Annotated in this window: 15 protein-coding genes; 3 read left to right on the plus strand and 12 right to left on the minus strand. The window is 64.7% G+C overall.

The window, feature by feature from the left end:
- The first annotated feature begins 26 nt into the window (after positions 1 to 26).
- A complete protein-coding gene (locus tag H0194_RS02765; RefSeq protein WP_185176343.1) occupies positions 27 to 2108 on the plus strand; it encodes a TPM domain-containing protein in 2082 nt (693 codons plus the stop codon).
- Between the two features lie 28 nt (positions 2109 to 2136).
- Here H0194_RS02765 and H0194_RS02770 read toward each other — a convergent pair whose 3' ends face one another.
- Genes H0194_RS02770 through H0194_RS02780 form a run of 3 tightly spaced genes read right to left on the minus strand, consistent with a single transcriptional unit; the run spans position 2137 to position 4522 of the window.
- Positions 2137 to 2619, minus strand: a complete 483-nt coding sequence (locus tag H0194_RS02770) for a hypothetical protein (protein WP_185176344.1) — start codon at positions 2617 to 2619, stop codon at positions 2137 to 2139.
- Positions 2620 to 2630: 11 nt separating this feature from the next.
- Positions 2631 to 3143, minus strand: coding sequence for a hypothetical protein (locus H0194_RS02775; protein ID WP_185176345.1), 513 nt, complete (start codon positions 3141 to 3143; stop codon positions 2631 to 2633).
- Positions 3143 to 4522, minus strand: a complete 1380-nt coding sequence (locus H0194_RS02780) for a glycine--tRNA ligase (RefSeq protein WP_185176346.1) — start codon at positions 4520 to 4522, stop codon at positions 3143 to 3145. The genes H0194_RS02775 and H0194_RS02780 overlap by 1 nt, the downstream gene beginning before the upstream one ends.
- A gap of 431 nt (positions 4523 to 4953) precedes the next feature.
- On the opposite strand from H0194_RS02780, the gene H0194_RS02785 reads away from it, so the two are divergent.
- Both H0194_RS02785 and H0194_RS02790 read left to right on the plus strand, forming a co-directional pair.
- Positions 4954 to 5277, plus strand: a complete 324-nt coding sequence (locus H0194_RS02785) for an ArsR/SmtB family transcription factor (protein ID WP_185176347.1) — start codon at positions 4954 to 4956, stop codon at positions 5275 to 5277.
- Between the two features lie 48 nt (positions 5278 to 5325).
- On the plus strand, positions 5326 to 5751 hold the full coding sequence (locus H0194_RS02790) for a Fur family transcriptional regulator (RefSeq protein WP_185176348.1): 426 nt from the start codon (positions 5326 to 5328) through the stop codon (positions 5749 to 5751).
- Here H0194_RS02790 and H0194_RS02795 read toward each other — a convergent pair.
- The 9 genes from H0194_RS02795 to dnaJ are packed head-to-tail and all read right to left on the minus strand — an operon-like array spanning position 5748 to position 13965.
- Entirely contained in the window at positions 5748 to 6848 is a 1101-nt protein-coding gene (locus H0194_RS02795) for a VIT1/CCC1 transporter family protein (protein WP_185176841.1), read from the minus strand. The genes H0194_RS02790 and H0194_RS02795 overlap by 4 nt on opposite strands.
- A 17-nt stretch (positions 6849 to 6865) precedes the next feature.
- Complete coding sequence (locus H0194_RS02800; RefSeq protein WP_185176840.1) at positions 6866 to 7684, minus strand: isoprenyl transferase; 819 nt, start codon at positions 7682 to 7684, stop codon at positions 6866 to 6868.
- A gap of 49 nt (positions 7685 to 7733) precedes the next feature.
- Positions 7734 to 8522, minus strand: coding sequence for a DNA repair protein RecO (gene recO, locus H0194_RS02805; RefSeq protein WP_185176349.1), 789 nt, complete (start codon positions 8520 to 8522; stop codon positions 7734 to 7736).
- A 53-nt stretch (positions 8523 to 8575) separates the two neighbouring features.
- Positions 8576 to 9508 (minus strand): GTPase Era, encoded by a 933-nt coding sequence (era, locus tag H0194_RS02810; protein ID WP_246389028.1) that lies wholly within the window; start codon positions 9506 to 9508, stop codon positions 8576 to 8578.
- 1 nt (position 9509) lies between these two features.
- A complete protein-coding gene (pdxY, locus tag H0194_RS02815) occupies positions 9510 to 10361 on the minus strand; it encodes a pyridoxal kinase PdxY (RefSeq protein ID WP_185176351.1) in 852 nt (283 codons plus the stop codon).
- Between the two features lie 51 nt (positions 10362 to 10412).
- Positions 10413 to 11021: an rRNA maturation RNase YbeY gene (ybeY, locus tag H0194_RS02820; protein ID WP_185176352.1), complete on the minus strand. Its 609-nt coding sequence runs from the start codon at positions 11019 to 11021 to the stop codon at positions 10413 to 10415.
- Positions 11022 to 11025: 4 nt separating this feature from the next.
- Positions 11026 to 12021 (minus strand): PhoH family protein, encoded by a 996-nt coding sequence (locus H0194_RS02825; RefSeq protein ID WP_185176353.1) that lies wholly within the window; start codon positions 12019 to 12021, stop codon positions 11026 to 11028.
- Between the two features lie 9 nt (positions 12022 to 12030).
- A complete protein-coding gene (locus H0194_RS02830) occupies positions 12031 to 12771 on the minus strand; it encodes a 16S rRNA (uracil(1498)-N(3))-methyltransferase (protein ID WP_185176354.1) in 741 nt (246 codons plus the stop codon).
- 48 nt (positions 12772 to 12819) lie between these two features.
- On the minus strand, positions 12820 to 13965 hold the full coding sequence (gene dnaJ, locus H0194_RS02835) for a molecular chaperone DnaJ (RefSeq protein ID WP_185176355.1): 1146 nt from the start codon (positions 13963 to 13965) through the stop codon (positions 12820 to 12822).
- Positions 13966 to 13995: the final 30 nt, after the last annotated feature.

Consider the following 13995-nt stretch of genomic DNA (forward strand, 5'->3'; position numbering starts at 1 on the left):
CAGGTTGCGCGGTAGTCTTAGATGATATGAAACGCTTCTCCGCCACGTCTCGTGTACGCCTCCGTCACCAGCTGCTGGCCGGCGCCTTCGCCGCCACCGCCTTGAGCCTGAGCGGAGCCCCGCTCGCTTGCGCCCTGGGCGTTGAAGCCGGGGCGGTGAAGCCCGCTACCGTGCTGGCACAGGGTACGAAGCAGGCGATGGATCCGTCGCAGGTTACGGATAAGGTGACCGACGAGGCCGGGGTGCTCTCAGCCAGCGAGAAGTCCCAGATTGAGCAGAAGATCAAGCAGCTGCAGCAAGAACGCCAAGTCATCTTCTACGTGGTCGTGCTGGACGAGCTGCCCGGTATGAGCGCCGAGGAGTTCACCTCCGAAGTGGTGGATTCCCGCGGCCCGAACACCGGCGTCATGCTGGTGACGGTGGAGGATCGCAAATACGGCATCCAGACCGGTGATCAGTGGCCACGCGGTCTGCGCGAGGAGATGGATTCCGCGGCGCAGAGCGAGCTGGCCAGCGAGGCGCGCGGCGGTGCGGCACTGGCGGCCCTCGACGTCGCGCTCAACGGCGGCGGCTCGGGCAGCTCCGGCGGTTCGGGCAGCGAGGACGGCGGCCTGTGGGTCGCCGGTGGCCTGGGCGCGGTAGCTGTGACCGGCGGTGGCCTGTGGATGGCCTCACGCCGCGGCCGCAAGAAGCAGCAGGCGGCCACTTTGGAGTCCGCGCGCGAGATCGCGCCCGGCGACGTTAATCGTCTCAACCGCCTAGATACCGAAACGTTGGAGAAGCTCGCGAGCGAGGAGCTGGTGTCCACGGACGAATCCATCCGCCGCGGCAAGGAAGAACTGGACCTGACCACCGCGGAGTTCGGCCCCGAACGCACCCGCCCGTTCACCAAGGCCATGAACCACTCGACCACCACCCTGCAGCGCGCGTTCCGCATCCAGCAGCAGCTCAACGACGCCGTGCCGGAGACCGAGCCGCAGCGCCGCCACATGTTGCTGGACATCATCGCCTCCTGCGGCACCGCCGACGAGGCCCTGGATAAGGAAGCGGAGAAGTTTGCGGAGATGCGCAGCCTGCTCATCAACGCTGACTCCAAGATCGCCGAGATCACACAGCAGACCGTGGACCTGCGCACCCGCCTGCCCCAGGTGGAGGCCAAGGCGCAGCAGTTGGGCTCCCAGTACCCGGAGAAGACGCTGGCTACCATCGCCGACAATCCGGAGATGGCCGTCGTCGCTCTCGACGAGGCCGAGAAGCACCTGGCCACCGCCCGCGAACTCGAGGCGAAGCCGGCCGGCGAGCAGGGCGGGTTGGTCGCCGCCATCCGCAACGCCGAGGAAGCCACACAGCTAGCCGATAAGCTCATGCGCGGCGTGGAGAACGCCGAGGCCAATATCGCGGAAGCCAAGGCCGGGCTCGGCGACATCATCGCCGAAATCGAAGAGGAAATCCGGGAAGCACGCACCTTGGAAAACCAGGGCGCCAAGCAGGGCACTCAGGCGGACTGGGAGTCCTTGCGCGCGGTCATCACCAAGGCACAGGAGGCGCTGCGTACCGCGCAGGCCAGCGCCAACGAGGATCCGTTGGGCCAGTACAACGCGCTGGTGGCCATGGACGCCGAGGTGGACGAGCATCTCGACCCCGTACGGGAGACCACCCGGGAGCACGGCCGCATCCTCGCGTTGTTCGCGCAGCAAATGAACTCCGCCGCCTCCCAAATCCAGGCGGCCGAGGACCTCATTTCTTCCCGGCGTCGCATCATCGGATCCGGCGCCCGCACCGCGCTTGCCGACGCCCAGCGCTACCACGCCCAGGCACTACAGTTGCGCGAGTCCCAGCCGCAGGGCGCGCTCGACGCGGCGCGCAACGCCTCCGCGGCGGCCGCTACTGCCCTGCAACGTGCACAGGACGACATTGATAGCTACCGCCGCCGCCAGCAGTCGCAGCAGTTCTCCAACAGCGCGGGCAATATCCTTACCGGCATGGTCATCGGCCAGATGCTCGGCGGCAATTCCGGCGGCTTCGGCGGCGGCTTTGGTGGGGGTGGCTTCGGCGGCGGAGGCGGCTTCTCCGGTGGCGGCGGTGGCTTCAGCGGCGGTTCCTACTAACCGCGCTCGAACGCCTACGCTCGAGCGCCTACGCTTTGGTGGTGCGCCACGGGACGTCGAGAAGCAGGCAGCCCCACGTGGTGAACGCTACGTCGAGGGTGGGCGCGTCGGCGTACTCGGGCTCGTCGATGACGTCCAGTTCGCGCCCGTTGGGGCGAGTGCGGGCCACGGTGCCGTCGGCGGAATAGATGACGCGCTCCTTGCGGAACGGGCTCACCCGTGTGGCGGTATAGGCCCGGTTCGCGCAGACGATCTCCAGCCGGGACACCCCGAAACCAGTGTTCGTGAGCGAAAAGAGTTCGCCCTTGCTCGTCGTGCCACGCAGGCGAATGCGGTTGGGCGCCAGCGAGTTTTCTAGCAGCAGGCTTTCCTTGCCCGCGTTCATCACATCTGAGCGGACATGCGCCACGGAGACGCCGTTGGCGTCGAGGAATTCATTCTCGCGCCACTGCCACGTCCCGCCGCGGAAGTTGCGGTGGGACGCGGAGAAAATTCCTGCTGTATTCGACACAACAGGCAAGCTTAAAACAGGACCGCTAAGACCGCGACCGCAGAGAGAAAAACCAATGTCGCGATAATGGCGGTGGAGGACCCGCCCAGCTTGGATTCCAACACGAGTCGGGCGAACCAGCTCAGCGCCGCCACGTTTTCCTGGCCGAGTTCCTCCATGGCGCCGTCGGAGAACTCGACGATGGCCTTACGCACGCCGGAGTTGCGGGAGGAAAACTGCGCTACCTTGTTCTCCTCGGCGTCCTCGATAATCCAGTCGCCCGCGTTTTCATTGATGAGCGCGAAGGTGCGACCGTCCAGTGAGACTTCGATCCGGTCGTCGCGGGAGAGATTGCCGGCGGCGCGGAAGACCCGATCGTCGGCAAGCGTGGCGGAAGCCCCCAACTTAGGGTTGACATCCAGCTTCCACGTCTGCCCGGCGACCTCCGCGGTCTTGTCCGTGAAGATGCCCAGCTGCGTCGGGCCGTCGCCTTCCAGAAGGATGGGGACGGTGCGCTTCGTGCGATCCCAGGAGGTGAAAGACATTAGCAACCAATCAGTCGGGCGGCCAGGTATGCTTCCAGCTCGTCGAGCTTGATGCGCTCCTGCTCCATGGTGTCGCGTTCACGCACGGTGACCGCGTTGTCTTCCAGGGTGTCAAAGTCCACCGTCACGCAGAACGGGGTGCCGATTTCATCCTGGCGGCGGTAGCGACGACCGATCGCGCCGGAGACGTCGAAGTCCACGTTCCAGTGCTGACGCAGCTTGGCGGCCAACTCCTTGGCCGGAGTGGACAGCTCTTCCTTCTTGGACAGCGGCAGGACGGCCACCTTGACCGGAGCCAGACGACGGTCCAGCTTGAGCACCACGCGCTTGTCGGTGCCGCCCTTGGCATTGGGCACCTCCTCCTCGTGGTACGCGTCTACCAGGAAGGCCATCATGGAGCGGCCGAGACCCGCAGCCGGCTCGATGGTATACGGAATCCAACGCTCTTCGGTGGTCTGATCGTAGAAAGACAGATCCTCGCCGGAGCCCTCGGCGTGTACCCGGAGGTCGTAATCAGTGCGGTTGGCCACGCCTTCCAGCTCGCCCCACTTGGAGCCGGTGAAGCCGAAGGCGTACTCCACGTCCACGGTGCGCTTGGAGTAGTGTGACAGCTTCTCTTTGGGGTGCTCGTACAGACGCAAGTTTTCCTTCTTGATGCCAAGGTCCACGTACCAGTTGAAACGATCATCGATCCAGTACTGGTGCCACTGCTCGTCCTCGCCCGGCTTGACGAAAAACTCCATCTCCATCTGCTCGAACTCGCGGGTACGGAAGATGAAGTTGCCCGGGGTGATCTCATTACGGAAGGACTTGCCGATGTTGGCGATGCCGAACGGCGGCTTCATGCGCGAGGAGGTCATGACGTTCTTGAAGTTCACGAAGATGCCCTGCGCGGTTTCCGGACGCAGGTAGTGCATGCCTTCCTTGTCATCGACCGGACCCAGGTAGGTCTTCATCAAACCGGAGAAGGCCTTGGGCTCAGTCCAGTTACCTGGCTGACCGGTCTCCGGATCGTTGATATCCGCCAGGCCGTTTGCCGGCGGGTGGCCGTGTTTTTCTTCGTAGGCCTCCAGCAGGTGATCCGCCCGGTAACGCTTGTGGGTATACAGAGACTCCACCAGAGGATCGGAGAACACCTCGACGTGGCCGGAGGTCACCCACACCTGCGGAGGAAGGATGATGGAGGAATCGATACCCACGACGTCGTCACGCGACTGCACCATGTGGCGCCACCACTGGCGCTTGATGTTTTCCTTGAGCTCAACGCCCAGCGGACCGTAATCCCACGCGGAGCGCGAACCGCCGTAGATCTCACCTGCCTGGTAAACCAAACCACGACGCTTGCACAGGTTAACCACGGTATCAATGACGGACGCCACGATGCATTACTCCTTGAGCCCTTGAAAACTTTTACGGTGTGAGTGCCCATTTTAGCCTGCAAGCCCGGCACCCGAGCCGATGCCCACCCCCGATATCTAATATACATAATTAATCTAAAGATATATACATCTTTGCACCCCGTTGCACTCTACCCCCATGTATGGGTGGAGAAAGTAAGAGACCCCTCAGATTGAGGATTAACACAAAACCCCAGTCGGCGCAACGACATGCGGAATTAATTGAGTCTACCCCAATAAACCTTTATATTTTCACCGTCAATACACGCTCTTTGGACGCCGGGGAAGGATGGGAAAAATCGAGATCTTCGCCCCATTTTAAGGCGATTGGTTAACGCATTTATACAATTGTTGGCTAAACTTTCATAGAGCTTTTCTCATCGATTCACTCTCTCACTCTCAAGGTAGCCTTAATGTTGTTGCATGACCCCTCCTCTTCCGCGGCTGACAGCCCGGAAGATGACAGCGAAGCGCTGACCACACTCCTCGGCGCCCTGGACTCTCCGCTTCGCCTCCGCATCATCTCGCTGCTGTCCGAGCGCGACTACTACGTCCACGAGCTCGTACAGGAACTGCAGAAATCGCAGCCGCTTATCAGCCAGCACCTCCGCGTGCTCAAGAAGTCGCAGATCGTCTCGTTCGAACGCCGCGGCCGCCAGGTAACGTACCACCTCGAGCACCCTGAGATCCTCAAGCTGATTGGCGACGCCCGCGAGCTCGCCCACCAGATCCTCTAGCTTCGCCACGCAGGCCCGTGGCGAGGCTTCCTTGATACTATTTTGGTTATGTCCACAATTAGTTCGAGCATCCCCAAGCTAGGCACGCGCAACACGAAGCAACGCACCGCAATCATTGAGGTGCTGCGCGAACTCGACAACTTCGCCTCCGCGAAAGTCATCTACCGGGAGCTCCAGGACCGCGACCTTTCGGTCGGCCTCACCACGGTGTACCGCACGCTGCAGTCCCTCGTTGATATTGATGCGGTGGACGCGCTCCACATGCCCGGCGGCGAAACCCTGTACCGCCACTGCGATTCCGAGGGCCATCACCACCACTTGGTGTGCACCGAGTGTGGCCGCACCGAGGAAATTGACGGCGGCCCCGTCGAACGTTGGGCCCAGCAGGTGGCCGATGAATACGGCTTCACGATGACCGGCCACGACGCCGAAGTCTTTGGCACCTGCGCGGACTGCGCCGCCAAGAAGAACTAGCCCACGGCCACGCCGAAGGCCAGACCCAACACGTAGGTCACTCCCGCGGCAACCAAACCGATGGCCAACTGGCGCAGAGCTCGCACGAACGGTGGCTTGCCGGAGAGCACGCCGACGATGCCGCCGGTAAACATCAAGGCCAGCGACACCAGAATGATAGCCACGATGGCGCCGGGCAGCGTCTCCATGCCAAAGATATACGGCAGGATAGGGATCAGCGCGCCGGTACCAAAGAAACAGAAACTGGACAAGGCTGCGGACCACGCTTCACCAATGACGCCGTGCTCGCCGGCCGACGGCGCGGCGCCCACCGGCGCATCCTTGACTGCTTCGTCTGCCTCATCGGCGGAACGCAGCTTCTGGAACACTTCGCGCGCCTTGTTCTCCGCGTCCTCCTGCGACAGGCCGCGGGCGCGGTAGACCAGCGCTAGCTCGTTGGCGTCCATGTCGAGGGCATGCACGAGCTCGCCCGCGCTCTCGTCCGGAGTGGAGGCTTCGAGCAGCTCGTTCTGGGATTTCACGGAGATATACTCGCCCGCCGCCATGGACAGCGCGCCGGCCAGCAGGCCGGAGATGCCCGTGAGCAAGATCAAATGGGCTTCCATGCCGGAGCCCATCACGCCGATCACCAACGCGAGGTTGGACACGAGGCCGTCATTGGCGCCGAAGACCGCCGCGCGGAAGTTGCCCGACATCTTCTCGCGACCGCGGGTGGCCAATCCGCGCACGACCTCGGAGTGCACGCGCTCGTCGGCAGCAATCTGCTCGGAGGCGTCCGCGTCTTGCACGTACGGGGTCCGCGCCTCCGCGGACTGCATCAACGCCAGCGTGAACACCGACCCGAAGTGCTTGGCCAAAAAGCCCATGAACTGCGTGTTCAGATCCGGTTTCCGTGGCATGCCCACGTAGGGGCCTAATTTCTCGCGCCAGTACTGCTCGTGGCGCGACTCCGAGTCCGCCAGACGCATGAGGATATCGCGCTCCTCGCCGGACTTCTTCGCGGCAAGCTCGCGGTACACCGCGGCCTCCGCACGCTCGTTGGCCAAGTACTTTCGCCAACGGTTAATTTGCGCGCGGGTGGGCTGGTACTCAGGCACGGCCTCGCTCGTAGGCACTACTTCTTCACTCCTCCGAAGCGCCGGTCGCGCTTGGCGTATTCTTCCACCGCGTCAAAGAGGTCCTGCGGTGTGTAGTCCGGAAACAGCTTGTCCTGGTAGACCATCTCCGCGTAGGCGGACTGCCACAGCATGAAGTTGGAGGTGCGCTTCTCTCCCGACGGGCGCAGGAACAAGTCCACGTCCGGCATCGTCGGGTCATACATGTGCGAGGTGATGAGGTCCTCGGTGATGTGGCTCGGCTTGAGCTCGCCGCGCTCGATCTTTTTGGCGATCGCCTTCACGCCGTCGGTGATTTCAGCACGGCCGCCGTAGTTCACACACATCGCCAGGGTCATCGTGGTGTTGTTCTTGGTCAGCTCCTCGGCCGCCTCCAATTCCTTGATGACCGCGCGCCACAGGCGCGGGCGTCGGCCTACCCACACCACGCGCACACCGCGCTCATTGAGCCACTCGCGCTGACGGCGCAGCACGTCGCGGTTAAAGCCCATGAGGAAGCGGACCTCCTCGGGGCTGCGGCGCCAATTCTCCGTGGAAAACGCGTAGGCGGACAAGTACGGAATGCCCATAGCCAGGCAGGCGTCTACGACGTCGAGAAGCACTGCCTCGCCGCGCTTGTGGCCCTCCGTGCGCTTCAGCCCACGGTTCTGCGCCCAGCGGCCATTGCCGTCCATCACGATGGCGATGTGTTTGGGCAAGAACTCCGCCGGGATCTCCGGCGGAGTCAGCACTCGGCCCGCCTCCGGCGTAATGCCAGGTTCGGCCGACACAGCGGCCGCGGCGGAGTCTTGAACTGAAGCAGAATTGTTGTGGGGCATAGTCACCCCGCCTACCTTACCGGCCGCTGCGCGCATGAGGAACACACGCTTAAGCGTGGCCGCGCACGTTAAGTGCGGTGACCTTGCGCTCCAGGTGCCACTGCAGGTGGGCGGTGGTGAGGCGGTGGGCCTCGGCGGCCAGGTGCGGGGCGCTGCTGAGCACCTGCGCGGCCGCGGCGCGGTGCCCACCGGCCCACAGCCACATCAGGTGCAGCGTCTCCGGATCCACCTCGGCCGCGCCCTGCGGGCGGCAGTGCACACACGACGCCCCGCCCACCGCCGGGTGGAACGCGTGGTGCGGGCCGGGCTCCCCGCACGCCGCGCAGTTGAAAAGGCTCGGCGCCCACCCGGCGTGCGCCATCGCCTGTAAGCAGAACATGTCCAGCTCCGCCGTGGGCTGGAACGCCGGGCCGTCCGGGTTCTTCTGCGCGGCCAGCGACCCACTCTGCAGCTGCGCGAAGGTGGCCACCACCGCGTCGTACAGGTACGTCTCGTTCTCGCCCACTGCGGTGTCCTCATAAGCGAGGCGCTGCGCGGTCTCCAGCACCGCGCACCCGGCGGTGTACGTCTCGTAGTCGTCGATGATGCCGGAACCGTAGAAGGCAACGGTGTCGGCAGACGTGATCGTCGATAAGCCCCGGCCCGGGTAAATCTGGACGTCTAAAGCCACGAACTGTTGCAGCCGGGAACCGAAGCGAGACTTCGCACGGCGCACGCCCTTGGCCACGCCACGCACCAGGCCGTGGTGGCGGGTCAGCAGCACGATGACGCGATCGGCCTCGCCGAAATCGTAGGTGCGAACCACCACCGCCCTATCGCGGTATGACTCCCTAGGCACAGCGGGTGCGTGACCTTTCGTTAGACACTGACTTTGGAGGCGGAATCAACGAACTAAAAACCGAGGCGCGACAAGGACTTCGGATCGGACTGCCAGTTTTTTAGCACCTTGATACGCAGGTCCAGGTAGATGTTCTGGCCCAGCAAGGCAATGATGTCTTTGCGTGCCGTGCCCATGATGCGGGTGAGGCGGCGACCTTCCTTGCCCTCGATGATGAGCTTCTGGCCTGGGCGCTCCACGTAAATGATGGCGTGCACGTCGAGGACGCCCTCGCGGTGCTCGTTGGGCAGAATCTCGTCCACCTCCACGGCCACGGAGTGCGGTAGCTCGTCCTTGAGGCCCGCCAGCGCGGCCTCGCGGATGAGCTCGGAGATGCGCTTGTTGGTGTCATCGTCGGTGATGTGATCGTCCGGGTAGAACTTCGGGCCCTCCGGCAGGTGATCACGGATAACACCCACGAGCTCCTCCAGCTGCACACCGTCCTTGGCAGAGACGGGAATGACCACGGCGTCCTTGTCGTGCTCCGCGAGCATCTCGTGCAGGGCCAGCAGCTGCGCGCCGACCTGATCCTTGGAGGCCTTGTCCAGCTTGGTGACGATGCCGATGATGCGGGTATTCGGCGCCACCGAACGCACGTTGTCCAAGATCCAGCGATCGCCGGGGCCGATCTTCTCGTCCGCGGGGATGGTCAATCCGATGACGTCGACGTCCGAGTAGGTCTCCTTCACCACCTCGTTGAGCCGCTCGCCCAGCAGGGTGCGCGGGCGGTGCAGACCCGGGGTGTCCACCACGACGATCTGCGCGTCCGGGCGGTGCACCAGGCCGCGAATGGGGTGGCGGGTCGTCTCCGGCTGGTTGGCAGTGATGGCAATCTTCTGTCCCACCAGCGCATTCGTCAGCGTGGACTTGCCCGTATTGGGCCGGCCCACGAAGCTCACGAAACCGGAACGAAAACCCTCGGGTACGTCACCAAACAAAGAATCCACGTTAAGCAATCTCCTCGGCGGTAAACTGCATGCGCGGCTGGGCGAACGCATCCTGGGACTGGATGAGCTGCAGCTCGTGAGTCTCCGCCTCATAAGTGTTGTGCAACACATCGTACACGCTGGACGCGGTGCGCTCGAGGGCGTCCTTGGCGTCGTGGGTCGCGGTGTAGTGGCCGGTGAACAGTGCGGCGGTCACGTCGCCGGAGCCGTTGCGCTTGAACGGCAGGTACGGGGTGGACACCAAGTAAGCCTTGTCGCCGTCCACGGCGAGCATCTCGATGGTGTCCGCCGGGGTCTCCGGGCGGCGCACCGAGGTCACCAACACCACGCGCGGGCCGATGTCCTGGGCGGCGCGCACCGCGGCCATCGTCTGTTCCAGGGTGCCGGTCTCCATGCCGGTGAGGTAGCCCAGCTCGAACTGGTTGGGCACGATGATGTCCGCGACCGGAACGACCTTGTCCCGCAGCAGTGGCGGGATCTCGTCGGAGACGAAGCAACCGGACTTCTCATTGCCCATCACCGGGTCGCAGGCGTAGAGGGCCTGCGGGTTCACGCGCTTGATGCGGTGCACGGCGTCCACGATGGCGCCCGCGATGTCGGGGCCGCCCTGGTAGCCGGACAAGATAGCGTCCACCTGGCCGAACGCCTCGCGGCGCTCGATGCCGTCGATGATGTCGGTGACCTGGTCCGCCGGGATGAGCGGGCCGCCCCAGTCCCCGTAACCGGTGTGGTTGGAGAAGTTCACGGTGTGGACTGGCCACACCTCAAACCCCGCGCGCTGCAGGGGGAAGACGGCGGCGGAATTTCCCACGTGGCCATAAGTGACGTGGGACTGGATCGACAAAATGTTCATAGTCTTCCATTGTGCTCCCTGACAGGCCCGCCTGACAACACCGACCCGGCTCTAGTTCTCCGGAGCCGGCTCCCCGATGGCGGGGATACCGCCGCCTGGGACCTCGCGGTCGAGCGCCTCGCGCTCCGCTGCCGAAGGAAAGGCCTTCGGGCCAGTCGGCTTGGGGTGGAAGGTCACGCCGCGCTTTTTAATGTCGTCGTACCAGTCCGCCAGCAGCTCGTTCTGCAGGGCGAACATTTCCTTCTCCTCCGCCGGGGTGCCGTGGTCATAGCCCAAAAGGTGCAGGCAGCCATGCACGGTGAGCAAAGCGAGCTCGTGGCCGATGGAGTGGCCGGCCGCGTCCGCCTGGCGCTGCGCGAACTCCGGGCACAGCACGATATCACCCAACATGCCCGGCAGCTCCGGCGCGGGTGCATCCGGGCGCCCACCCTGGTGGCCGGGGGTGAGCTCGTCCATGGGGAAGCTCATGACGTCCGTCGGGCCCTCCAGATCCATCCAGCGCACGTGGAGGTCCGCGATGGTGTCCAGGTCCACACAGGTGATCGTGCACTCGGCGTCCGGGTTGACGTCCATTTGGCCGAAGGCGAACGACGCGACATCGATAAGCATCTCCTCGTTGACGCCCTCGTAGCCGGATTCGTTGAGGAACTCGATACTCATTGGCCTAGCTCTCCTTCTTCTTATCCGCGGCCGGGTTGCTGTGAGCGGCGCGCGCGTCATAGGCATCGTAGGCGTCCACGATGCGGCCCACCAGCTGGTGGCGCACCACGTCCGCGCTGCCCAGCTGCGCGAAGTGCACATCCGGGACGCCGTCCAAAATGCGGCGCACCAGGCGCAGGCCGGAGGTCTCCCCGCGGGGGAGGTCCACCTGGCTGATATCGCCGGTGACCACCATTTTCGCGCCGAAGCCCAGGCGGGTGAGGAACATTTTCATTTGCGCCGCGGTGGTGTTTTGCGCCTCATCGAGAATGACGAAGGCGTCGTTGAGCGTGCGGCCGCGCATGTACGCCAGCGGCGCCACCTCGATGATGCCGGCCTCCATGAGTTTCGGGATCATCTCCGGGTCCATCATGTCCCGCAGGGCGTCATAGAGCGGGCGTAGGTATGGGTCAATCTTGTCGTTGAGCGTGCCGGGCAGAAAGCCCAGCTTCTCCCCTGCTTCCACGGCGGGGCGGGTGAGGATGATGCGCTGGACCTGCTTGGACTGCAGGGCCTGCACGGCTTTGGCCACCGCGAGGTAGGTCTTGCCGGAACCGGCGGGGCCGATGCCGAAGACGATGGTGTTGTCATTGATCGCGCGCACGTAGTCCGCCTGGCCCACGGTCTTCGGCCGCACGGCCTTGCCGCGGCGGGACACGATTTCCTCCGCGATGACCTCGCTCACCGCTTTGGGTGCGTCCACAGCGACCAGATCCAGGGTGTGCTTGACGGTGTCCGGGCTCACGGGGTGGCCCCGGCGCGCGATGGCCTCGAGCTCCTCGAGTACCTTCTTCGCGCGCGCGACCTCGTGGGCGGGCCCGGTGACGGTGACCTGGTGCCCGCGGGCGAAGATGTCCACGTCCACGAGGTTGGTGAGCACGCGCAGATTCTCGTCCGCCGTGCCGAGCACGGTGGACACGTAGGCGGTGTCCAGCTCGAATTTCCCTGTCGTTATAGCCACGCTTAAACCCTACCAGCGGGAGGTGAGCACGCCGATGGCGCTCAGGCCCACCATGGCTGCCGACGCCGTCCGGTAGACCTCCGGGCCCAGCGTCACGGCGCGCGCGCCTGTGGCCTCCAGCTGCGCGAGCTCAGAGGCGCCGATGCCGCCCTCGGGGCCGACAATGAGGTAGACCGTGCCGGTGAGTTCGGCGTCGCGTATCGACGTCGTGGCGTCCTCGTGCAGGACGTACGCGTGCGCTTCGTTATGGCTGCGGAGCTCGCTTGCGAGTTCCGCGGTGGTGAGGGGGCCGCGCACCTGCGGGATGCGGGCGCGGCGGGACTGCTTCGCGGCGGCGCGGGCGGCCTGCTGCCACTTGGCCAGGGCTTTGGGTGCCTTCTTCGCGTCCCACTTGGCCACGCAGCGCTCAGCCTGCCAGGCGATGATCTCGTCGGCCCCGGCCTGGGTGGCCAGGTCCACGGCCAGCTCCGCGCGCTCGGACTTGGGGATCGCCTGGACCACCACCACGCGGGGTTCGGGCTGCGGGTGCTCACCAACCTCGTCCACGTGCGCGTGGAGGGTGTCCTTGCCCTCCGTGGCCGTGACGGTGACGGTGACGAAGCGCCCCGCGCCGTCGGCAAGCATGACCTGCTCGCCGGCCTGGATGCGCTTGACCGTCACCGCATGACGCCCCTCCGCGCCACTGAGGGTGACCTGGTGGCCTACCGCGGCGTCGGCCAGCTCCTCGGCGATAAACGTTGGCAAAGACATGTCCAGTCCCCCTATGTACGGCTTTGTCCTGAGTCCGGATGTGTGGCGCTAGCGGCGGAAGCGGTCGCGCAGCTTGTGGAAGAAGGACTCGCCCTCGCCGTCGCCGTCCTCACGGACCTTGGTGGCATCGGAGCGGTGATCGCGCAGCTCAGTGAGCAGCTGGCGGGTGCGGTTGTCCAGCTCCGTGGGCACGGTGACGTCCACGTGGGCGTACAAGGAGCCGTAGCCGTCCGTGCGCAGGCGCGGCATGCCCTTGCCCTGCAGGCGCACCTCCTGCCCCGGCTGAGTGCCCGGCTCGATGTCGATGCCGATGGTCTCGCCTGCCAAATCTTGGACCTCGAACGTGGTGCCCAAGGCGGCGTCTACCATGGGCACCCGCACGGTAAAGTGCAGGTCGTCGGCTTCGCGCTCGAATACCGGGTGCGGCTCCACGCGGACTTCCACGTACAGATCGCCGGCCGGTCCGCCGCCGTGGCCCACCTCGCCCTGGCCCGCCATGCGGATGCGCATGCCGTCGGCGATGCCCTGCGGGATGTTCACGGTGAGATCGCGGCGCTTCTTCATGCGGCCGTCGCCGCCGCAGTCGGCGCAGGGGTTCTTAATGACCTCACCGTAGCCCTCACACACCGGGCACGGACGCGTGGTCATCACGTTGCCCAGGAAGGACTGCTGGACTTCCTGCACCTCGCCCATGCCATGGCAGTGCCCACAGGTGGTGGGCTTCTCGCCGTTGGCAGAACCCTTGCCCTGGCAGGTCTCGCACAGCACCGCGGTGTCTACGGTGACCGTCTTCTTCATACCCTTATATGCGTCCTCCAGCGAAATGCGGGTGCGCAACAAGGCGTCGTTGCCCGGTTGCACGCGCGAGCGCGGGCCGCGGGAACCGGCCGCGCCGCCACCGAAGAACTCCGCGAAGATATCGCCCAAGCCACCGCCACCATAGCCACCGTAGCCGCCACCACCCATGCCGGGGCCCTGCTCCATAGGGTCGCCGCCCTGATCCACGATCTGACGCTTCTGCGGATCTAACAAGACCTCCTGGGCCAGCGCGGCCTCACGGAACTTCTCCGCCGCTTCCTCGGACGGGTTCACGTCCGGGTGATACTTGCGCGCCAGCTTGCGATAGGCCTTCTTAATCTCACCGTCCGTCGCGTCTCGATCCACACCGAGGATGCCGTAGTAGTCACGTGCCATATCTTCTTAATCAGTTCCTTGCTCGTTATT

The organism is Corynebacterium incognita, assembly GCF_014217255.1.
GTDB lineage: Bacteria > Actinomycetota > Actinomycetes > Mycobacteriales > Mycobacteriaceae > Corynebacterium > Corynebacterium incognitum.

Bases quoted from the DNA above. Each gene is read 5' to 3' on its own strand.
- pdxY (WP_185176351.1), bottom strand. From the start codon at position 10,361: ATGAACATTTTGTCGATCCAGTCCCACGTCACTTATGGCCACGTGGGA.
- H0194_RS02790 (WP_185176348.1), top strand. From the start codon at position 5,326: ATGTCCACAATTAGTTCGAGCATCCCCAAGCTAGGCACGCGCAACACG.
- H0194_RS02775 (WP_185176345.1), bottom strand. From the start codon at position 3,143: ATGTCTTTCACCTCCTGGGATCGCACGAAGCGCACCGTCCCCATCCTT.
- ybeY (WP_185176352.1), bottom strand. From the start codon at position 11,021: ATGAGTATCGAGTTCCTCAACGAATCCGGCTACGAGGGCGTCAACGAG.
- dnaJ (WP_185176355.1), bottom strand. From the start codon at position 13,965: ATGGCACGTGACTACTACGGCATCCTCGGTGTGGATCGAGACGCGACG.
- H0194_RS02785 (WP_185176347.1), top strand. From the start codon at position 4,954: ATGTTGTTGCATGACCCCTCCTCTTCCGCGGCTGACAGCCCGGAAGAT.
- H0194_RS02830 (WP_185176354.1), bottom strand. From the start codon at position 12,771: ATGTCTTTGCCAACGTTTATCGCCGAGGAGCTGGCCGACGCCGCGGTA.
- H0194_RS02765 (WP_185176343.1), top strand. From the start codon at position 27: ATGAAACGCTTCTCCGCCACGTCTCGTGTACGCCTCCGTCACCAGCTG.
- H0194_RS02800 (WP_185176840.1), bottom strand. From the start codon at position 7,684: ATGCCCCACAACAATTCTGCTTCAGTTCAAGACTCCGCCGCGGCCGCT.